This is a genomic window from Pedobacter rhodius, assembly GCF_027213645.1.
Classification (GTDB): domain Bacteria; phylum Bacteroidota; class Bacteroidia; order Sphingobacteriales; family Sphingobacteriaceae; genus Pedobacter; species Pedobacter rhodius.
Genome location: NZ_JAPWGL010000001.1, coordinates 879,929 through 902,448, shown reverse-complemented (window position 1 = coordinate 902,448; position 22,520 = coordinate 879,929). Strand labels below are relative to the sequence as shown.

General features: G+C 40.0%; 16 protein-coding genes and 1 other RNA gene. 9 read left to right on the top strand and 8 right to left on the bottom strand.

Annotation, left to right across the window (positions count from 1 at the left end; translation table 11 throughout):
• Positions 1-129: 129 nt before the first annotated feature.
• From O0931_RS03970 to O0931_RS03935, 8 genes are all read right to left on the bottom strand, one after another.
• A complete protein-coding gene (locus O0931_RS03970; protein WP_269414250.1) occupies positions 130-678 on the bottom strand; it encodes a discoidin domain-containing protein in 549 nt (182 codons plus the stop codon).
• 32 nt (positions 679-710) lie between these two features.
• On the bottom strand, positions 711-2,198 hold the full coding sequence (locus O0931_RS03965; protein ID WP_269414249.1) for a RagB/SusD family nutrient uptake outer membrane protein: 1,488 nt from the start codon (positions 2,196-2,198) through the stop codon (positions 711-713).
• A 19-nt stretch (positions 2,199-2,217) separates the two neighbouring features.
• Positions 2,218-5,130 carry a SusC/RagA family TonB-linked outer membrane protein gene (locus O0931_RS03960; protein WP_269414248.1) on the bottom strand — a complete coding sequence of 971 codons (2,913 nt, stop codon included), beginning with the start codon at positions 5,128-5,130 and terminating at the stop codon, positions 2,218-2,220.
• Positions 5,131-5,594: 464 nt separating this feature from the next.
• Positions 5,595-5,960, bottom strand: a transfer-messenger RNA (tmRNA) gene (gene ssrA, locus O0931_RS03955).
• A gap of 101 nt (positions 5,961-6,061) precedes the next feature.
• Positions 6,062-6,421 (bottom strand): response regulator transcription factor, encoded by a 360-nt coding sequence (locus O0931_RS03950; protein ID WP_269414247.1) that lies wholly within the window; start codon positions 6,419-6,421, stop codon positions 6,062-6,064.
• A 198-nt stretch (positions 6,422-6,619) separates the two neighbouring features.
• The gene (locus tag O0931_RS03945) at positions 6,620-7,582 is read right to left on the bottom strand and encodes a ligand-gated ion channel (RefSeq protein WP_269414246.1); all 963 of its coding nucleotides are present in this window, start codon (positions 7,580-7,582) and stop codon (positions 6,620-6,622) included.
• Entirely contained in the window at positions 7,582-8,355 is a 774-nt protein-coding gene (locus O0931_RS03940) for an NIPSNAP family protein (protein WP_269414245.1), read from the bottom strand. The genes O0931_RS03945 and O0931_RS03940 overlap by 1 nt, the downstream gene beginning before the upstream one ends.
• A 19-nt stretch (positions 8,356-8,374) precedes the next feature.
• Positions 8,375-9,004 carry a DUF4159 domain-containing protein gene (locus O0931_RS03935; RefSeq protein WP_269414244.1) on the bottom strand — a complete coding sequence of 210 codons (630 nt, stop codon included), beginning with the start codon at positions 9,002-9,004 and terminating at the stop codon, positions 8,375-8,377.
• Positions 9,005-9,155: 151 nt separating this feature from the next.
• Here O0931_RS03935 and O0931_RS03930 point away from each other — a divergent pair, with 151 nt between their 5' ends.
• From O0931_RS03930 to O0931_RS03890, 9 genes are all read left to right on the top strand, one after another.
• Positions 9,156-10,160 (top strand): AAA family ATPase, encoded by a 1,005-nt coding sequence (locus O0931_RS03930; protein WP_269414243.1) that lies wholly within the window; start codon positions 9,156-9,158, stop codon positions 10,158-10,160.
• Positions 10,153-11,040, top strand: a complete 888-nt coding sequence (locus O0931_RS03925; RefSeq protein WP_269414242.1) for a DUF58 domain-containing protein — start codon at positions 10,153-10,155, stop codon at positions 11,038-11,040. Before O0931_RS03930 ends, O0931_RS03925 begins: the two co-directional genes overlap by 8 nt.
• A 2-nt stretch (positions 11,041-11,042) precedes the next feature.
• Positions 11,043-12,410: a BatA domain-containing protein gene (locus O0931_RS03920; protein WP_269414241.1), complete on the top strand. Its 1,368-nt coding sequence runs from the start codon at positions 11,043-11,045 to the stop codon at positions 12,408-12,410.
• Positions 12,397-14,529, top strand: coding sequence for a DUF4175 family protein (locus O0931_RS03915; RefSeq protein ID WP_269414240.1), 2,133 nt, complete (start codon positions 12,397-12,399; stop codon positions 14,527-14,529). Before O0931_RS03920 ends, O0931_RS03915 begins: the two co-directional genes overlap by 14 nt.
• A 2-nt stretch (positions 14,530-14,531) precedes the next feature.
• On the top strand, positions 14,532-16,319 hold the full coding sequence (locus O0931_RS03910) for a hypothetical protein (RefSeq protein WP_269414239.1): 1,788 nt from the start codon (positions 14,532-14,534) through the stop codon (positions 16,317-16,319).
• Between the two features lie 88 nt (positions 16,320-16,407).
• Positions 16,408-18,042, top strand: coding sequence for a TldD/PmbA family protein (locus O0931_RS03905; RefSeq protein ID WP_269414238.1), 1,635 nt, complete (start codon positions 16,408-16,410; stop codon positions 18,040-18,042).
• Positions 18,043-18,044: 2 nt separating this feature from the next.
• Positions 18,045-19,361: a TldD/PmbA family protein gene (locus O0931_RS03900; RefSeq protein ID WP_269414237.1), complete on the top strand. Its 1,317-nt coding sequence runs from the start codon at positions 18,045-18,047 to the stop codon at positions 19,359-19,361.
• 137 nt (positions 19,362-19,498) lie between these two features.
• Positions 19,499-21,136: a TldD/PmbA family protein gene (locus O0931_RS03895; RefSeq protein ID WP_269414236.1), complete on the top strand. Its 1,638-nt coding sequence runs from the start codon at positions 19,499-19,501 to the stop codon at positions 21,134-21,136.
• A 7-nt stretch (positions 21,137-21,143) separates the two neighbouring features.
• The gene (locus O0931_RS03890; RefSeq protein ID WP_269414235.1) at positions 21,144-22,481 is read left to right on the top strand and encodes a TldD/PmbA family protein; all 1,338 of its coding nucleotides are present in this window, start codon (positions 21,144-21,146) and stop codon (positions 22,479-22,481) included.
• Positions 22,482-22,520: the final 39 nt, after the last annotated feature.

The following is a 22,520-nucleotide window of genomic DNA, read 5'->3' as shown; positions in this document are numbered from 1 at the left end:
TATGGTTTTTTAATTTCTATTTTGGTTGTGAGAGTTCCTTTAGATTATCTTAAAAGACTTCCTTATTTACTTTAATCAATCACTCGCCATCTGATAGCTATCGGATCACGAATGATCGAAGTTAGTGGATTATTTAACCGTAAAAACATCTATTTCAGCCAGGAAAGTATGTTTTGTTGTTCCGGTTTGACTCTCCAGGGCGGTTAATTTTAAATATCGATAAGCTGATGCAGATGATACCGGAAAACTTTGCGGATCATTTGTTATGGCGAAATTAAAGGTACCGAGGTTGGAAAAAGTGGTTCCGTTGCTACTGCCCTGAAGACTGAATTTTTTCATGCCCGATTTATTCGGTGTAGCACCCTGCCTGTTGGTTACCACCACCGTAACTAGTTTATAATCCTTTTTCATATCGATTAAAATCCAATGCGGATAATCAGGATTACTTACTGAATAATCGGTATGCCAGTAGGTCGCCAGGTTATTATCCAGTACAGCCGAGGCTTTGCCTGTGTTTTCCAATCCATCGGGTGTTTCACTATCTGCGGTTGCCGTCCAGCTACTTTTGTCTGCTTTTATCGCTGTAGATTTATCTTCGAATAATATGCCATCAGCTTTATCACAGGAAGTGATGAGCAAGGCTACACCTGCAAGCAGGCTCAACATAATTTTTTTCATCTGTTTAAATTTAGTTTTATCTGTGCCTGAAACTAAGGATTTTGGGTTAGCGCCGGGTTCTTGTTTATCTCTGTTAAAGGAATATAGGACACCACCCGGTTATCAAAAGCTGTAACGGTTTGGTTTACATTGCCGCTTACCGCATGTGTGCCCGGATAATTACGAATCATCGAACGTCCGTTCCTGAATAAGTCATACGCCCTTTGTCCTTCAAAAGCATGTTCAAGCCATCTTTCTTCCAATACCACATCCAGAATACTTTTTCCGGCTGCCGCTACCGAAGCAATGGTATAGTTCGGAATTCCTGCCCGGGTACGTATTATATTTACATCATCAAGCGCAAGCTGGTCGTTATTCAGTTTAGCATTGGCTTCTGCACGGTTTAAATACATTTCTGATAAGCGCAGGTAAACAGGCGAGCTCAAGTTAACAATACCTTCCTGAAGGTTATACTTGTTTATATAATGCATGGGCGTGTTGGGCGTTAGCTTGGTATTATTCTGAACAACGCCATTTACTTTGTAGGAAGATATGAAGCTTAGCCTTTTATCTGCCGGATTGGTGGAAAGAAAATCGAAGTACTTTTTAGACGCATAAATTTCGCCCCAACCGCTAAAGGCCTGATTTTGTGCCACACCATTAGCATCGCCGCTGTAATACATGGAGCCGATGGCCGAATAGCCCCTATCTTCTGTTTTGATGTGCCTGGTACAAAAAATCGTTTCTTTATTTCCTTCGGGTGCAGCACGGAAATACGTCTGGTATTCAGCACCCTGCAAAAGCGCATACCTGCCTGAAGATATAACCTTACTGGCGTATTCAATGGCCTTCTGATTATTTTCCTGGTATAAATAAACTCTCGATAATAAGGCATAAGCCACCTCTTTTGAGGCAAATGGATTGGTTTTGGCAACGGTCATTAAATCAGCTGCTTTAATTAAATCTGCGATGATAAAATCATACACATCCTTTACTTTACTTCGTGGAAGGGTAAGTTTCTGATCGTCGGTTAAACCTTCTTTTAAAATCGGGATACCCGGGTTATCACCTGAATTCTGGTAATAAGGCCGACCGAATATCCTGACTAAATTAAAATGCATCATTGCCCTGATGTACAGGTTTTCGCCTTTTAACTGTTTCAGATCGCTTGTTGCATTATCATCAATTACCTGGATAATCTTGTTTGCTGCTCCGGCAGCTTTGTAAGACTGGCTCCAGAATAATGAGGCATGTGAAGAGTTGATGAGGTGTGTGTATTTATAAAGGTTGGTTAAATCATCAGAAGAATTCTGACCTTGTGCAACCTCATCAGAAGGGAATTCGGTAAGGAAATGCCCGCTTCTTACATAATTAAGATCTTTAAACAATGCATAGGTACCAATGGTAGCCGTTTCAATGTCGCCGGCATTGGTTAATGCCGAAGTTTCATCAATTTGGGTGGACGGGAAATATTCTTTTCTGCAGGCCGTAGTAGCTAAAACCGTGGTTAAAACAGCGGCTAGAATGATATTCTTTTTCATAATTTGAACTAGGTTAGAATTAAAAAGAAATGTTAATACCAAACATAAATTTGCGGCTGGTTGGGTATTTTATACTGGAATCGCCGCTGGCCAAATCAACTTCAGGATCTGTTCCCGAAAACCTGGTTAGCGTCCACAAGTTATCGCCGCTTACAAAGATTCTTGCATTTTGCAGGTATAGTTTCTTCGCAAAATTTGCAGGAACATTGTAGCCCAGGGTTACATTTCGCAACCTTAAATAGCTTCCGTTTTCTAAATAACGGGTAGACGTCTGGTTGGAAGCATCAGAACGGCCGAATACCGGTTTTGGATGTGTAGCGATATCGCCCGGCTTTTCCCATCGCGACCAGCCATTGGCCAACTGCATCTGGTTGTAACTTTCATACAAGCCATCGTTATCAAAATAAAAACGGCTGGTATTGTATACGTAGTTTCCGTAAACAAAATTAAAGAAAGTGCTCAGGGTAAACGCTTTATAAGAAAAGGTATTGCTTAAACCACCCGTAAATTTCGGTGCGGAAGATTTTCCTGTGTAAACCCTTGAGGCCAGGTTATAAGTATTTGTATAAAGCACATAGCTATTTCCATCTGCATCGGCAATAGAATTTTGCCATAGTGGTTTTCCATTCGCCGGGTCGACACCTGCCCAAACCGGCATAAACCATTCGTCCATATTATGGCCCACGCCAATCGGTTGAGAAGCACCTGCATACACTTCGGATCTGCCCTGGTTTACTTCCAACACCTTATTTCTGTTTAAGGCAATATTGAAATTTGTTTCCCAGGTAAAGTCTTTTTTTACGAAGTTTTTCGAGGTGATGTTCAGTTCCAATCCCCTGTTCCGGATAACGCCAACGTTTTCATAAACGCCGCTGTACCCCGTGGTTGCCGGTAATTCCCTGAAGAAAAGTAAGGAAGAGTTTGTTTTCTGATAAGCATCGATGCTGATGTCAATCCTTTTAAAAAGCTGGATATCAAGACCAAGGTTAACGGATTTCGATTTTTCCCAGGTTAAATCAGGATTAGCCATCTGGCTTGGCGCCGCACCGGGCAAACCGGCATAACTTGCATTCGAATTGATATTGTATAAGCCCATTGAGGCGTAATAGCCGATACCATCGGCATTACCGGTTGTTCCATAACTCGCTCTCAGCTTTAAAAAACTGATGGGCTTAACCGATTCCATAAACTTTTCTTTGGTGATGATCCACGATGCACCCAACTGATAAAAAGTTGCATCCGGATTATTGCTGCCAAACCTCGAAGAATACTCATTCACTACAGAGGCCACGGCAAAGTATTTATCGGCCAGGCTGTAATCGGCTTGCGCCAGGTACTTTATAAACTGGTAATTATCGTACCCGCCTGTAGGGTTGTTAATAATATCCGTTGCGGTACTAAAAGCATCTCTGCCGGCCGGAAGCCCCTTTGCACTGGCACTGTTCGAATCCGAATAGCCTTTTTCAATTTCACCAACGGCCAATACGCTAAGGTTATGCTGACCAAAAGTTACATTGTACTTTAAGCGGTTTGAAGATAATAAGGTTGAAGAAAAAGAATTACCAAGGTATGCACTGCCGTTGTTGGTTGCGCCTTCTTTGGTTCTTTTATCATAATAAGAGCTGCTGCGGTAATTGTAAATATTGGCTCTGTTGTAAGTAGAAAGCGTAAGGTTATCTAAAATATTATAATCGAGGTTTAAGTCGGCGGTTGTGCGGTAACTTCTTGCTTTTGAATAATTGTATTGCAGCGAATGCAGGAAGTTGGAACGGTCGCGGCCATACCAGGTACCATAACGGGCATCAACAGGTGTTCCATCGGTATTGTAAGCCGGATCGTAAGGTAAATTTAAATACGCCTGGTAAACGGTTCCGGCAGAATTGTAATTATCGTTTACATACAAACCGTTTAATAAAGCGGTTAACTTTAATCTTTTAGTTAATTGTGAAGTTAAATTTGCCCGTAAGCTATACTGGGTCTTGTCGTTATCTATTAAAGTACCTTCTTCTTTGTAGTAATTTCCGGCGATGTAAAACTGGCTTTTTTCTGTACCGCCACTCGCGGTTAAGGTATGGTTGTTAACCATCGCATTCCGGAAAGCCAGATCCCACCAGTTGGTATTGTTGTTTAACGATGCGGGGGCGGGTGTAAAAAATGTAGACTGGTAATCGTAAAGCTGTTGCGCATCCATCAGTTTAAAATTTCCTGTGGTTGCCTTCGCAAAACCGACAACCGAACTCAAGCTGAAACGCGTTTCGCCGGATTTACCCTTTTTGGTGGTGATGATAACCACACCGTTTGCTGCCCTCGAACCATAAAGCCCTGTAGCCGCAGCGTCGCGGAGTACGGTTACCGATTCTACATCGGATGGGTTATAAGAGCCACCGATGTTGCCGTCTACTACATAAAGCGGACCGGTGCTGGCGTTAATGGTTCCTGCACCGCGTATAACGATACTGGAACCTGAAGTTGGATCGCCCGAAGCGGAAGACGCAACAACACCAGGCACTTTACCCTGTAAAAGCGTTCCGAGGCTAACGGATGTTACATCATTTAGTTTCTCGCCCGAAACAACGGAAACCGCACTGCTTAATTCTGAGCGTTTTTTGGTGGAGTAGCCCACAACCATTACATCGCTTAAATCGGTTGTACTTTCAACCAGGCTGATGTTGATTACAGATGAAGTAGCTTTAACGCTCTGGCTGGTATAACCAATGCCCCGGAAAACTAAAGTGGAAGCTTTTGATGTTTTGATGCTGAAATAGCCCTCCCCATTGGTTTGGGTAGAAGTATTTCTTTCTGATTCGGTAACAACGATGCCGGGTATTGGTTGCCCTTTGTTATCCTTTACTGTTCCTGAAACAGCTAACTCTTGTGCATAGAGTTTGTGCATCGAAGATAGCAGGATTAAAAAAAGTAATAGTTTTTTCATTTTGTTGTGGTTAGTTAGGTTAGTTTGAATACTGTGGTTACAGCATGAATAGGTGGTTTTGAAGCAAAGGTTAATACCTATCCGTCAGCCGTATAGAAGTCTTTTTCCATAATTTTTTTGGTTATCGGTTAGGCCAATATAGGGCGATGGCCGGAATGCTTCACAAACAAATGAAGCGCAAACGTTTGATAAGCAACGTTTTGTTTTAAGCCGTAATTTTATTTAGCGGAAAGATTTTTAAAGAAAGAAATCCATTTCGGACGGGAACCAGCCCATTTTTTTTTGATGATAATTATTTCAGTAAGGGCAGCAAAAAAAAGAAAAATTGATTGCGAACAAATGATGCGCAAACGTTTGATGGATGGGGATATTTATAATGAATTTAAAAGACTAGGCTTTTTTAACAATAGTAATTAAAAAGAAAATCCGCGAGATTATTAAAATTTCGCGGATTTTTTAAAGATTTGTGGAGCCGAAGGGAGTCGAACCCTTGTCCAGTTGTGAGATAAATTATACCTTCTACATGCTTATTTTTCAGTTAATTTTCGGGAAATAAACGGGCTGAAAACCGACCTTATTTAAATCCTTAGATGCTTTATCTCACCTTAAGTCGCATCGCCTTAAGGCCAGCTTTGTTGTTTCGATGCCCCGGTTTCTAACCCAACCCAGCAGCAGTTAGAGGGACAAAAGCTAGCTAGTTCTAAACTAGGCAGCTAAGGCGTAAGTATTTTCGCCAACTAAAATGTGAACGTTCACTTTAAGTGCTCTCCGTACAACGCACTGCATGCTAACATAACCCTCGCCACCCTGTCAAATCCAGGAACGGCCCCATTTCCGTTTGAAGGCAAAACCTGCGAAACAGAACAACAAAGATACAAAAAATATGCCGCAATGGATATGTAAATTGATATTTTAAAAGTTGAAACTCGTGCTAATGTATTTGAGCATCCACCCGGCTTACAAAATCATCAATATCAAAAGGTTTATGAATATAGTCTTCAGCCTTACATCTGCTGTACATTTCTGCTGCAGAAAAATTCGCCGACATCATAACGACAGGCATATCAGCTGTTGCCGAATCAGCCTTTAATTCGCAACATAAATCCAAACCATTTCCATCGGGCAGCATTACATCCAGCAGAAATAAATTTGCATTAAATCCATTTGCACCTTGCTTAAACTCTTTTATATTTTTAAAATATTTAACTTCGTATTGCGCTTCTTCTAAAATAAAGCTGATAATTTCCCTTATCGCGTCATTATCTTCCAGCACACAGATTCGCTTGCCCATATCAATAAATTTTAATTTCATTATAGTAACCAAACTATACCGATAATGTTTTGGTTTATAATGCATTAAAAACTCCAATAAGGTGTCGGTAGCCGGTGCAAGGATGAGCCTAAGGAAAAATAACAAAAGCTTACCCTAAAACATTAGGGTTCCCGCCTGCGCAGCAACGACGATTTGAGGAAAATCTATTAAAAAACTTTACGCACTAACAGCATTGACTATGAAAAAAACATTTAATACGACATAAAGTGCTAATAAAATCACAGCAAACCTGCTATCAAACTTATTGGCCTGTGCTAATTTGTCTTTTTTAATAAGCCTTAAAGAAATTGCCGTCGAAACTATGGTGGCCAGTATAAAAAGAAGCGTTATGCCATGTAAAGTATCAACAAGGGTAAAAGTTACGGTATCGGGAAGCGAGCCATCGATAATGTATTTATTTCCGATTACGGCAAACAGCGAACCTACACTTAACCCAAACCTCGAATCAATACTGTCGGAGTGAATGTAAAAACACATAAAGGAAATCAGGAAGGCAACATACATCCCTAAAAACATTTTACAAAACAAGCCGAATGCATCCCGGCTAATCCCTACGCGTACTTTAAAATTACTGTATTCGGTGTGTGCAGGTTTTATGCTTTCATCGCCAAAAGCAGTTTCATACTTTTTTATTCCGGCCGATGTTGTTAAGCTGTCAATATCCCATCCACGGAGTGTGAAACGTGGGTCGAATTGTTTGCCAACGGTATCGGGTATAAAAATAAGTGAGCCGGAATCAAACTGTGAATTTTCAATAGACAACCGCAGTACCTGATGATCAAAAGGAAAATTATTAATCGTCCACGAGTCCTTCATGATGCATTGAACTTTCATTAAAAGATAGGTTTGCGCTTCGCTGGTATCTATTGTTGAAAATGATTTTTTTACTTCTTTAGCTTGCGGAATTTCGAGGTTATCTACAAAATTAAAATCCTTGTTTTTATATTTTAACCATAGCCAGAAATCAATTGTGTATTCTTTATCCTTAAAATTTATATCATGAATACTGGTTACATAGATCCCGGTTTTAACGGTATCCGGTTTTTTATCCTGACCGAAAGCAGCATAACCAAAATTCAGGGAAATGAAAAGCAGGATTAAAAATCTTGTATTGATCATTATAAATCAGAATAATCTGTCGGGTATAAAAACAGGGTTACATTTTTGGAAACATTGTGCTGATACTGAGGTAATCCACTAATTTTCTTATAATCTTCGCCGAAAGCAATCCAATGTTTATCTCTGTCGGCTTTGTTATTAAAGGTTGTTAAATACATCAGGTTTGGCATTTTACTTCCGGAAATGACCTGTCCGTAAAAAACCGCATTGAAATCCAGTTTTGTAAAAATCGCTACCTCGTAATCATTAAACATCCCGATTTTATTTATGGCAAGGCCCTCTGTTGCCGATTCATAGCTTCTTAACTCGTAAACCCTTTCACTTTTTGGCGTAGTTAACTTAGGAATGGCAAACTCAGGCATCGCCGAAAATGCTTTCAAGATGATCGACTCCAACCTGGTATACGGAGGGGCATTATATTCCGCATTCAAAAACGCAGCTCCCGCTTCCAAATATGCTTTGTCTTTGACTAAGGTTTCGTTCAGCTTTAAGAAATCATCCATCTTTTTAAATGGAATGAAAACATATACAAGTTGCTCCAGGGTATCTTTTGCAATCGGTTTAAAAACACCTACACTATTTATACCTGCACGATGAACTGCTGGTATAAACGCGTCTTTTAAATAGGCATCAACCATTGCTTCCTGCGCCGAAGTTTTTAGATGGTAAACTTTGAGTTGATAATAATATTGATTTTTAGCAGCGTAAGCACCTGTGTTCGCAGCTATTAAAACTACCGCAAGCAGGAGTAGTTTGGTTAGTGTAGATTTCAAAATATTTGGTTTTAGTTTTTTAGCTGTTTATGCCCATGGCATATAAAATAATGTTGACGCCGAATTTGGTATTGTCTTCGGCTAAAAAGCGTTTGTTTCTGAAATCGTAATCCCATTCGCAACCGTAATCTTTATTGCTGTACAAAACGCCAATTCTGTTGTTTATGGTTATCGCTTTTAAGTAATCGTGCACTAAATCGTCACCCCAGCCATTTAATTCAAATGAAGTTGTTGGCGGACCTTTTTCAAATTTAAAGAATGAATTGTAAATACCGTGATTATTCGGAATCTTTTTTAGTGCGGTTGGCCCGAATAAATTGCTCATCTGTGTTTCAAAAGAACGGGCGAATAAACCGTCGATATCGTGATTGCAATCGTCAACAAAAACGAAACCGCCATTATGTACATAGGTTTTAAAATTTACCGCCTCCTGCTGGCTGAATTGCACTAGTTTATGACCGCTTAAATAACAGAAAGGATATTTAAATAAATCAGGACTACTCAACTCAACAATTTTTTCCTCTTCATCCAATGGAATGGTTGTGTACTCCAATAGTGAGTTTAAGATATTTGAAGGCATACGCTGATCCGTTTCCCAATCGCCTGAATTATACTTTAGTCTCGCAAATGTGAATTTAGATCTTTGCATCGTCCTAAATTACCGCCAATTTTTATTAATTCAGATTTTTATCGCGATTATCTTGTAAATTTTTTGATATTCTTTCAGTCGGGCTAAAAATATCTGCCTTTAAGCCCTATATTGAGGCACAATATCTCACTTACTAAAAAAATCAACCGTTTTGGAGCGTTCAGAAAGCAACCTAAAAATATTGATCGAAAAGATCTCCTCACTAAAAAGCGAAATACAGAAAGTTATTGTCGGCCAGGACGTAATTATTGAAGAAATGCTGATTGCCTTAATGGCTGGAGGCCATTGCCTTTTAGAAGGTGTACCGGGCCTGGCCAAAACATTAATGGTAAAAACCATGTCGCAAGCTTTGGATCTTTCCTTCAGAAGAATTCAGTTTACGCCCGATTTAATGCCAACTGATATCGTTGGAACAGAGATATTGGAAGAAGACCATGTAACAGGCAAGCGTTTTTTCAAATTCAATAAAGGGCCGTTATTTGCCAATATCGTTTTAGCGGATGAAGTAAACAGAACACCACCGAAAACGCAGTCGGCACTTTTAGAAGCCATGCAGGAGTTTGAGGTAACCTACGGAGGACAAACCTATCCTTTAGACCGGCCATTTTTTATTCTTGCCACACAAAACCCGATTGAACAGGCCGGCACCTACCCCCTTCCCGAGGCGCAGTTAGACCGTTTCCTTTTATACATCAAAATCGGTTATCCAACGGCGCAAGAAGAGGCGAGGATATTGAGCAGCACGACAGGGGGTAAAAAACTAGTTATCAACCCGATTATCGGCGCCGCGGAAATTAAAGAATTGCAGGCCATTACCAGGGAAATCAGTATCAGCGATGATTTAATAACGTATGTAAGTGAACTTATCCGTGCCACCCGGCCGGATACAACTTCAGTCGCTTTTGTTAAAGAATGGGTTAGATGGGGTGCGGGTCCGCGGGCTGGCCAGGCGCTAATTTTAACGGCAAAAGCAAGAGCTTTATTTAAGGGAAGGTATGCAGTTATTTTAGAAGACTTACAAACAATGGCCTACCCGGTTCTTCGCCACAGGGTTTTAATGAACTTTAAGGCCGAAGCTGAAAATGTATCGGCCGATAAGGTAACTGATGAGTTGATTAAAGCGATTTCGAAACCAAAAGCGATTATTAATGAGTAAACTACTCGATCCGAAAGTATTGATGGCGATTAAAGAACTGAATTTATCGGCGAAGATGACGATAGACGGTTTTATGAGCGGCATTAACAAAAGCACCATTAAAGGTGCCGGATTAGAGTTCAGCCAATACAGAAGCTACCAGCCGGGCGATGATTTGCGTTCGCTGGATTGGAAAATGTTCGCCCGTTCGGATAGGTATTACATTCGCGAATCAGAAGTGGAAACGAATATCGCCGTTCGGATTTTGATTGATGCCAGTGCTTCGATGAACCACAGTGATGGCGATTTCACGAAAATCGATTATGCAAAATACCTTGGTGCTTCATTAGCTTATTTAGCCAACTTACAGGGCGATGCCATCGGATTATACGTTTTTCAGCATTCAGGGATTTTCTCGATGACACCAAAGCAGGATTTTCAACATCTGACCAGGTTGTTTTATCAGCTGGAATCGATAAATCCCGATGGAACATTTACCAAGCCAATACATTATAAAGAACTTTTTGCAGGCGCACAAAAACGCGAATTATTAATTTTTGTAACTGATTTATACCAAACCGACGATGAAATCATCAACCTGCTCGATACCTTAAATACGCTTCGACATGAAATAGTGGTTTTCCATGTGGTTTCGAGAAACGAACTCGATTTAGACTTTAAAGGCTATACCACTTTCGAAGATTTGGAAACGGGTGAAACCATTCAAATCGATCAGACAAAAGCGAGAGCGGAATATAAAACCAAGTTTGCAAATTATTTAGAAGAAACACGCGTTAAAATGCTCGACCGACGGATTTTCTACAGAACCATGTGTACGGATGAACCATTAGACCAGGCATTAAGAGATTTTTTAAAACAACGAAGTAAACTTAGAATTTAACTGTGCAATTTTTATATCCCATAGGTTTACTGGCGCTTGCAGGTTTAATTATTCCGCTGATTATACATTTGTGGAATGTTAAGCAAGGTAAAATATTAAAAATTGGAAGCATTTCTCTATTAGGGGAAAGTTCCAGGGCAAGTTCAAAAAGTTTCAGGATTAACGATTGGCTTTTACTTGTTTTACGCTGTCTGCTTTTAATTCTTGCCGCTTTTATTCTCGCGCAGCCTTTTATCAGGAAAACTTTATCAGGAAAAAGTACCGGCTGGATTTTGGTCGGGAAATCGAATTTCCCCAGGGTTTTTAAAGATAATCGAAAAACCATCGATTCTTTAACAAAACTGGGTTATGAAATTCATGATTTTGATACCGGATTTACCACGTTAAGTCTAAAGGATACAGTAAATACAGAGACTTCAAAAAGAAGAACATTGCGCTATACCTCGCTGCTTAATCAACTGAATAATGTGGTTCCTTCAGGAAATACGGTTTACCTATTCGCAGACAACCCTTTGAATGAGTTTGGTTATAAACTTCCTGAAATCTCATATAAGCTGAAGTGGAAGCCTTTAAATCAGACAGATACTTTAAGCAGCTGGATTACGGATTATGCCGGAAAGAAATATGAAGCAAAATCAAATCCTTCAAATACTGTTTATGTTCCGGTTAAAAATAACGACGCCGCAGCTCTTAAAATTGTAATTTATGAAACGCCTGGCAATCAAGATAAAAAATACCTGATTGCCGCCTTAAATGCAATCGGCAGTTTTAGTGGCAGGCAGATAAAAATTAATCCTGGCGGAAAAGCAAATATTGGTTTTTGGCTGTCTGATGAACCGGTTTCAGGAAAATTCAAATCGGCAATTGATACAAATGGAACTTTATTTCAATACGAAAAAGGAAAAGTGATTACTGAAACTTCTTTTATTGATATTGACGGGCAAAAAATTAAATCAAGAAAGAGAATTGAGGCACCGAAAGCCTTCGAAAAAACCTGGACAGATGGCTTTGGAAATCCAATTTTAACCAGGGAAAACATAAACAATTTATCTGTTTTTCACTTTTACAGCCGCTTCAATCCGCAATGGAATCAATTGGTTTGGGACGAAACCTTTGTAAAGGCTTTAATGCCGGTTATAATCAATAATGAAAAAGCAGAAAATTTTGGCTTTGAAAATAACCCCGCTGATCAAAGACGCTTAGCCATCAATCAAAAAGAAATTATTCAAACCGATAAAATAATAGCAGCCGTAAAAACCAGTCAAAATGAACCGGTAAACCAAATATTCTGGATTGTCGCTTTTATAATTTTTGTTATCGAACGTATTTTATCATTCAGTAAAAAAAACGGTATTTATGCTAAAAACTGAAGGACAAAACTGGATACATCGCTTGCGAAAAAGATGGATAACACTTTATTTGCTTCGCATTTTTGCGATAAGCTTAGCAATTGCCTTGGTTTTATCGGCAGTTTTTGTGTACGTTTTACACCTGTCCCCATGGCTCTCTGCTATTACTCTGCCGCTTGTTTTGGCCATTTTGTTGTTCACCAAACCGATCTGGAAAGCCTCTGATAAAGATTTTTCCAGGTATGTAAACAATAAATACCCTGAACTGGAAGAAAGTGCCGATTTACTGCTTCAAAATCCGGCTGAATTGTCAATGCTGCAAAAATTACAACTCGCCAAAATTGAAAATAGAATTTCTGAAATTAGCCCTCCGAAAGAACCGGTAAAAAGACTTTATCTTGGCTTAGCTATTCTTTTAGCGGGTTTATTAATGAGTTTTGCCATTACGAAAATCCCTCAAATCCAGAAAGCATATCAATCCGTTGCATCAAATCAAACTTCTGCGCCGGTAATGGAGGAAAATATACCTGCAGAAATTTCTGATTTCCGTTTAACCGTAATTCCACCTGTCTATACCGGAAAATCGGAACGTAAACAAAAACAATTTTCGGTTAAAGCAGAAATTGGTGCTAAGGTAAACTGGAACATCGAAACCAATATTGCAATCAAAAATCTAAAAATCATTTTTAATGACAAGGAATCGATTGTACTGAAACCACAAAATCCAGCGGCTACAACCTGGACTTTTTCAAAAACGATTGAAAAATCCGGTTTTTATCAATTGGAGGTAGAAGGCAAAAAATCAGATTTATATCAAATCGAAGTTATTCCTGATTTACCCGTACACATCAAAATTACACAGCCAAAACAACGCACCACTATTGATATCGGTCAGCCGCAAAAATTTAATTTAAATGTTGCCTTAAGTGATGATTATGGCATCAATGATGCTTTTATTTCAGCCACAATGGCCAGTGGAAAGGGCGAAGGCGTGAGCTTCACCGAAAAGAAATTGAGTTTCAATACCAGTTTTAATAACCAGAAAAGTATTTCTCTGCGCAGGCAAATCGATTTGAAAAGCCTCGGTATGAAACCGGGCGATGAACTTTACTTTTTCATTAAGGCAATGGATAACCATGGCCAGTCGAGCCGTTCTGATGTTTATTTTGTTTCGATCGTAGATACTACTGAACTGATGAGTATGGCCGGAATGACGAATGGCGTAAACCTCGTTCCGGAGTATTTCAGAAGTCAGCGGCAAATTATAATTGACACAGAAAAACTACTAAAAGAGCAATCCACGCTTTCTGCTGATGCTTTTAAAACACGTAGTAATGATTTGGGTATCGATCAAAAGCTTTTGAGGCTACGTTACGGCCAGTTTTTGGGCGAAGAAAATGAAACGGAAATTGGAGGTGATCATGATGACCACGATGAACATGCCGAAGGCAAGGGCGAACAAGAAAAATTCGGCGACGTAACAGCAATAATGGATAAATACGCCCACAAGCATGATATTGCCGAAGATGCCACTTTCTTTGAACCTGAAATGAAAGCGCAGTTAAAAGCTGTTTTAACTGAAATGTGGAATTCAGAGTTGCGTTTAAGAACCTATAAACCGCAGGACGCCTTACCTTATGAGTATAAAGCATTGAGGTTATTGAAAGATTTGCAGCAAAAATCAAGGGCTTATGTAGCCAAAACAACAGTTAAAACAGCTGCCTTGAAACCCGAAAAACGCCTGAGCGGTGAATTGGATAAAATTACCCAGCCCGTTCAAAAGATGTCGGCAGCGCAGAAAGATCAGCGATTAGCGCATTTGAAAACTGCACTTGCATTGTTAGAAAGCCGAAAATCGGGCAAAAAATTTATTGAAGGCGATAAATTTTTACTAAGTGAAACGGAAAAGTATATGATTGGTGCTGCAGCCGATAATCCGGCGACTTACCTCAATGCTTTAACGAGTTTGAGAAAACTATCCGCCGGTAAAAATTTGCAAACTAAAAACATTGAGATCGTCCAGCAGGCGATCCAAAAAATGATTAAAGGTGAATCGGCAAAGCCGCAAACACCAGTTGCGCTCCCGGCTTCGGCTTTATATCAAAACTATTTTCATAACCTAAATAAAACAGGCAGATAGCTATGGAATTCAAATATATCGCTATAACCTTATGCTTATTTTTATTAGCTTTTTTATTATACAAAGAGTTTTCCAGAGCAAGTAAAGCGAGGTTAATCTGGCGGGTTTTGGCTAATGTAATTGCTGTAGCTTGTTTTGTTTTGTTGATTATTCCAATAACATATAACACGCATTTGAAGCAAAGCGCAAATGAAATAATTTTGCTTACCGCAGGAACAAATCCTGATTCCGTTGCAAAATTAAAAGGCACAAAATATTCATTTGCTTCAGCAGAAATTAAAGGCATCAAGGCGAATTCAATTCCAGACCTCTCCTATTTCCTGGCCACGCATAAAGACATTAGAAAAATTAATGTATATGGTTACGGCTTAGCCAATGAAGAATTAAAAAACTTAGAAGGCTATGGTATAAGTTTTCACCCTTCTGAAAAGCCAAATGGCATAATTTCGGCCAACTGGCTACCTGAAATTAAAACCACGGAACAGTTGAAGGTTCAGGGCGTTTATCAAAACAGCAACAGGAAAAACGTAAAACTTTTATTTAAAGGACTGGGAAATTCTATTGATTCTATTGCGGTTGAAGCTAAATCTACCAAAAGTTTTTCATTCAAAAATCAGCCAAAACAAACCGGCAGCGCAATTTATCAGCTAATTGCTTTACAGGGAAACGACACGCTGGCAAAAGAACCCGTACCATTTTTGGTTGCCGAACAACCACAAATGAAAGTTTTAATTCTAGCTTCATTTCCTGATTTTGAATATAAGTTTTTAAAGAAATGGCTTTACGATAATCAATACCCGTTGGCTTTCAGAAGCCAGATAAGTAAAAACAAATACAGTTCGGATTTTCTGAACATAGATAGCCTGAACCTGAACCGAATCAATACTGCTTCCTTAAAAAAGTTCGATGTTTTAATCATTGATGAGGAAGCGTTGAAGGCAATAGGCCCGGATGAAAGGCAATCAATAGAAAATGCAGTAAATACCGGAATGGGTTTATTCATCAGAATTTCAAATCCTAAACCCGCTACCGCGCTTAGCGGAAAATTCAGCAGGTTTGAGTCGCCGGCTTCAAAATACAAACCGTTGAGTTTATTATTAAAGGATGAAAATTATAAATTCCCAAGGTTACCTTTGGAACAAACCTTATTTTTAAAAACTGCTCGGAACGACCAGCCGGTAATTATTGATGGAAGCGGTAAAATTTTGGTAAACAGTACCATTATAGGTTCGGGAAAGATATTAATTTCTTCAATTTCCTCCACTTTTAACTGGCTGCTTTCCGGCAAAACCGATGATTATGCAAAGTACTGGTCTGAAATTTTATCAAAAACAGCAAGGAAAAAATTAGAAATTCAGTCCGTTAAAACATTTCCACAGTTTCCTTCAATAAATGAGCAAACAAGATTTGTAGTCGATCTTGCCGAAGCGGGAAAAGTACCATTGTTAAAAATCGACAGTATAAAACTGGGGCCAAGACAAAATATCGAACTTCCGTTTGAATGGGATGCTGTTTTTTGGCCGACAACCCACGGCTGGAACAATTTATCTGTAAATCAGTCTGCAAGGTCCTTTTATGTTTACAGAAATACAGATTGGCAGGCATTAAGAAACCAACAGAAAATAAACTTAACACATTTATTTGCAGATAAATCGAAAAATCAACAACGGAAAACGGCAACGACTGATCTTTTTTATCAGGAGGACGTATCCCTATGGTGGTTTTTTATTGGGTTTCTTTTCGCTTCAGCCTTTTTATGGTTCGAATCGAGAATTCTGGACGCAAAATAACTTTTGAAACTAAAATGTTATAAACCAAGTAGCCATTTTAACGCATAATTGGCTATATTGGAATCGTAAATCACCTAAACTGAACCAATTGAAAAGAAAAGATTTCCTCTATTTATCCGGAATGGGTATGGGCGCTTTGCTGCTTCCCGACCTTTCCGCATTCGGAACTCCCATAGACCCTCTGCAGGCGCTGGACGGAGTTGATGTGAAGATTAAAAAAGAACTGGCCGATGTTGCATTAAATGCTGCAAAATCCAAAGGCGCAACCTATGCCGATATCCGCATCGGCCGTTACCTGAATCAGTTCGTTGCAACCCGAGAAAAGCGTGTTCAGGGCGTAGCCAATACTGAATCTTATGGTGTCGGCATACGTGTTTTGGCCAACGGATGCTGGGGTTTTGCAGCAACCAACAATGTAACTAAAGATGCTATCGCAAAGGCCGCAGAACAAGCTGTTGCCGTTGCAAAGGCCAATTCAAAAATTCAGGGCGAACCCGTTCAATTAGCCCCTCAAAAAGGTTATGGGGAGGTAAGCTGGAAAACGCCTATTGAGATTAATGCTTTTGAAGTTCCTGTTAAAGAGAAAGTAGACTTGCTTTTGAATGTGAACGACATTGCCATGCAAAACGGCGCTAACTTTGTTAACTCCGTAATTTTTGCCGTTAACGAACAAAAATATTTTGCCTCTACTGATGGCTCTTACATCGATCAGGATGTTCATCGCATTTATCCAAATTTCAATGTAACCAGAATCGACAGGGCATCGGGCCAGTTCAAAACCCGAAACTCCTTAAGTTCGCCGATGGGTAAAGGTTATGAGTATATGCATGCACGTCCGGAAGATAAAGTAAGTGGCATTGTAACCCGCTACAAAGGCCGTTACGATATGCTTGAAGATGTTAAAGAGGCTGCACGTGTGGCTTCAGAGAAAATCAAGGCAAAATCGGTTGAGCCAGGTAAATATGACCTGGTTTTAGATCCTTCCCACCTTTGGTTAACCATTCACGAATCCGTTGGTCACCCGACTGAACTGGACCGTGTGTTGGGTTACGAAGCAAATTACGCAGGTACAAGTTTCTTAACCCTGGATAAATGGGAATCGAAAAAGTTCAAATTTGGCAGCGATAAAGTAAATATTGTTGCAGATAAAACCCAGGTCGGCTCCTTAGGTGCAGTTGGTTATGATGATGAAGGCGTAAAATGTAAGAAATGGGATTTGATTAAAGATGGCATTTTGGTAAGTTATCAGGCCATTCGCGATCAGGCACATATTATTGGCTTAACAGAATCGAACGGATGTTGTTATTCGCAAGGCTGGGATGATGTTCAGTTTCAGCGTATGCCAAATGTTTCACTTCAACCGGGTAAAGAGAAATTAAGCGTTGATGATATGATTAAAAATGTTGAAAAAGGCATTTATATCATTGGCGATGGTAGTTTTTCTATCGACCAGCAACGTTATAATTTCCAGTTCGGCGGACAAATTTTCTACGAAATCAAAGAAGGAAAAATCGTTGGTATGTTAAACGATGTAGCTTACCAGGCCAATACACAAGAATTCTGGAATTCTTGCAACGCGGTTTGTGATGAAAGCGATTATCGTTTGGGTGGCTCATTTAATGATGGAAAAGGTCAGCCTTCGCAAAGTAGTGCAGTTTCTCACGGTAGTTCTACTGCGAGATTTAATGGAGTTAATGTTATCAATACAGCAAGAAAAATATAATTATGGCGATTTTAAGTAAAGAAGAAGCCCAGGCGATATTAAAAAAAGTGGTAGGCTTTTCAAAAGCCGATTTCTGCGAAGTAAGTTTAAGAGGTTCTGATGGTGGCAACATTCGTTACGCCCGTAACGCAGTTTCAACAGCAGGACAAATCAGCACCATGAGTTTAGGGGTAAGTTCAACCTACGGCAAAAAAACCGGTTCGGCAACCATAAATGAATTCGATGATGCTTCGCTTGAAAAGGTGGTTAGAAGAGCAGAAGAACTGGCAATGCTTGCACCCGAAAATCCGGAGTTCATGCCGCTCTTAGGCCCGCAAACTTTTGCTGAATCGAAAACATTCAATGCAAATACCGCAGCTATGACGCCCGATACCAGGGCGGAAATGGTTGGTAAAAGCTTAAGCGTATCAAAAGCAGCTGGCCTGGATGCTGCAGGTTTCCTGGAAAATTCTACAAGTTTTAATGCGGTAATGAACTCGAAAGGTTTATTTGCCTACAACAAAGGAACAAACGTATCTTTTTCGGTAACGGTAAGAAACAAGCAAGGAACCGGTTCAGGCTATGTAGAACAAGATTTCAACGACCTGGCCAAAATGGATACACTTGCGCTTAGTAAAATTGCTGCAGGTAAAGCCAATGGTTCGGCCGGCGCAAAAGCCATTGAGCCCGGAAAATATACAGTTATTTTGGAACCGCTTGCCGCAAGTGATATTTTAGGCAATATGTTCAGGGGTTTCGATGCGCGTAGTGCAGATGAAGGCCGTAGTTTTATGAGTAAAAAAGGCGGTGGTACCCGTTTGGGCGAACAACTTTTTTCTGAAAATGTAAATATTTATTCTGACCCTTTAAATCCGGAGATACCATCATCAACCTGGTCGGGAGATGGCTTGCCAATCAAGAGAACGCAATGGGTAGAAAAAGGTGTGGTTAAAAACCTGGCTTATTCCAGGTATTGGGCGGCCCAAAAAGGTGTCGAACCCCTTCCGTTTAGCCGTGGTGTTATTATCGAAGGCGGTAATCAATCTTTACAGGATCTTATAAAAAGCACAGAAAAAGGCATCTTGGTAACGCGTTTCTGGTACATCCGTTCTGTTGACCCGCAAACTTTATTATTAACAGGGCTAACCCGCGACGGTACTTTCTATATTGAGAATGGTGAAATCAAATTCCCGATTAAAAACTTCAGGTTTAATGAAAGTCCGGTAATTATGCTAAACAATGTTGAAGCATTGGGTAAACCGGTAAGAACAGGAAGCGGATTAATTCCGCCGATGAAAATCCGTGATTTTACTTTTACATCATTATCAGACGCTATTTAATTAAGCAGAATCGCCATTTCCAGTTCTGAGAAGACTTTAAAATAAACTCTTCTCTTTACGTAAATGGCGATTCAAATTTTAAGTGATAACCAATGCCGGTTTTTTGCTTCATTCTAAAACATTAAAAAAAGTATACATTGAAACGTAGAAATTTTATTTATTTAGCCGGTGTCGGCGCTGCCGCTGCAATGTTTCCGGCTATTCCTGTTATCGGGAACGAAATTCCTGTAGAACGGGCTTTAGAATATATTGATCCGGCAGTAAAAAAAATACTTTCAGATGTCGCTTTAAACGCTGCACGTTCTAAAGGCGCAACTTATACCGATGTCCGTGTAGGCCGGTACCTTAATCAATTTGTGGTTACCCGGGAAGACAAAGTTGAAAACATTACAAATACCGAATCCTATGGTATTGGTATCAGGGTAATTGCAAACGGTTGCTGGGGTTTTGCCGCGACTGACAAAATGGATAAAGATAGCATTGCAAAAGCCGCAGAACTTGCCGTTGCTATTGCCAAAGAAAATGGCCGCCTTCAAAGTGAGCCTGTTAAACTGGCTCCGCAAAAAGGATATGGAGAAGTAACATGGAAAGCACCAATCGAAAAAAATTCTTTCGAGGTGCCCATAAAGGAAAAGGCAGATATGCTTTTGGCTGTAAATGATGCTGCTATTAAAGGCGGGGCTGATTATATCAATTCGATCTTATTTATGGTTAATGAGCAAAAATATTTTGCTTCTTCCGAAGGATCTTACATTGATCAGGATATCCACCGCATCTGGCCGACTTTTTTTATAACCAAAATAGATAAAGCAACAGGGAAATTTGAAACAAGAAATGCGTTAAGCGCCCCTATGGGCAAAGGTTATGAATACTTAAATGCCCGGGCAGAAGATAAGATACAAACCGCTTCAGGTACCTTATATAAAGGAAGGTATGATATGCTGGAAGATGCAAAACAGGCCGCAGTACAGGTGGGTGAAAAAATTAAAGCCAAATCGGTAGAGCCGGGAAAATATGACCTTGTTTTAGATCCATCACATTTATGGTTAACCATTCACGAATCGTGCGGCCATCCCACTGAGCTGGATCGTGTTTTGGGTTATGAAGCCAACTTTGCCGGAACCAGTTTCCTGACTTTGGATAAGTGGGAAAGTAAAAAATTTAATTATGGCAGTAAAGAGGTAAATATTACAGCTGATAAAACTGAAACAGGCTCTTTAGGGGCTGTAGGTTATGATGATGAAGGTGTGAAATGTGGTAAATGGGATGTAATTAAAGATGGTATATTAGTTAACTATCAGGCCATCAGAGATCAGGCGCACATACTTGGCTTGGAACACTCGCAGGGATGTTGTTATGCCGATAACTGGAGTAATGTACAGTTTCAGCGTATGGCCAATATTTCTTTGCAGCCAGGTAAACAGCCTTTAACGATTGCAGAGCAGATAAAAAATGTGGAAAAAGGAATTTATATTATCGGAGACGGCTCATTCTCTATAGATCAACAGCGATATAATTTTCAATTCGGTGGCCAGCTTTATTACGAAATCAAAGCGGGTAAAATTGTGGGCATGCTTAAAGATGTTGCCTACCAGGCCAATACGCAGGAATTCTGGAATTCCTGCGTGGCAATTTGCGACCAAAGTGACTATCGCCTGGGCGGATCTTTCTTTGATGGCAAAGGACAACCGATGCAAGTAAGTGCTGTGTCTCACGGATCAGCTACAGCACGTTTTAATAAAGTTAATGTGATCAACACCGCAAGGAAAATCTGATAAAATTATGCCTATATTAACCCAAGAGCAAGCAAAAGCACTTTTAACTAAAACACTTAGCTACTCAAAAGCAGAGCAATGCGAAATAAATTTATCGGGTGCAGATAGCGGTAACATCCGATATGCCAGAAACTCTGTATCCACAAGTGGAGGTACCAGCACAAATAGTTTGGTGGTAACTTCTGCATTTGGCAAAAAATCGGGTACCGCAACCATCAATGAATTTGACGATGCCTCGTTAGAAAAAGTGGTAAGAAGGTCAGAAGAATTGGCAAAATTAGCGCCAGAAAATCCTGAATTTATGCCTTTTCTGGGTCCGCAGAAATATGGACCGGAATCACCAACTTTTTCAGAGTCTACGGCAAAAATGGGTGCAAAAGAAAGAGCAGATGCTGTTCAAGCCAGTCTCGAACAAGCAAAAGCGAATAAATTAACTGCTGCTGGTTTTCTTTCCAACAGTGCGGGTATTTCTGCATTGATGAACAGTAAAGGTTTGTTTGCGTATAATAAGTATACTAATGTGGCTTTTAATATTACGGTAAAAACGGAAGATGGCAAGGGCTCCGGATACGCCACCAAAGGCTATAATGATTTTACAAAATTAAATGCTGAAGCAGCTACTGCAATTGCGGCAAAAAAAGCATTATCTTCTGTTGCGGCCAGAGCTGTAGAACCCGGAAAGTATACCGTTATTTTAGAACCAACAGCTGTAGCGGTGATGCTGGAGAACCTTTTCTTTGATATGGATGCAAGGCGTGCAGATGAAGGTAGAAGCTCCATGAGTAAACCGGGCGGTAAGACAAAAATGGGAGAACAATTGTTAGATGAAAGGGTAAATATTTACTCCGATCCCTGGCACCCGGAACTTCCAACAGCCGTTTGGTCGGGCGATGGTCGCCCTCAGGAAAAAGTAAACTGGATTGAAAAAGGTATCGTTAAAAACCTGTATGCTTCCCGCTATTGGGCACAAAAAACAGGCATCAAATCTATTCCTACTCCGGGCGGCGCCATCATGCAGGGCGGAACAAAATCATTGGAAGAATTAATTAAAGGAACTGAAAAGGGAATACTGGTAACCCGTTTATGGTACATCCGACCTGTTGATCCTCAAACATTACTACTCACAGGATTAACCCGGGATGGTACCTTTTACATCGAAAATGGAGAAATCAAGTTTCCGGTAAAAAACTTTAGATTTAACGAAAGTCCGATAATTATGCTCAACAACTTAGAGGAATTAGGAAAATCAGAAAGGACCGTCAGTGCAGAATCGAATATAAACTACATATTGCCGCCTTTGAAAATCAGGGATTTCACTTTCACCTCTTTATCGGATGCGATTTAGATAATTTAAGATAGGCAATTAACCGCCCTTTTTATGACC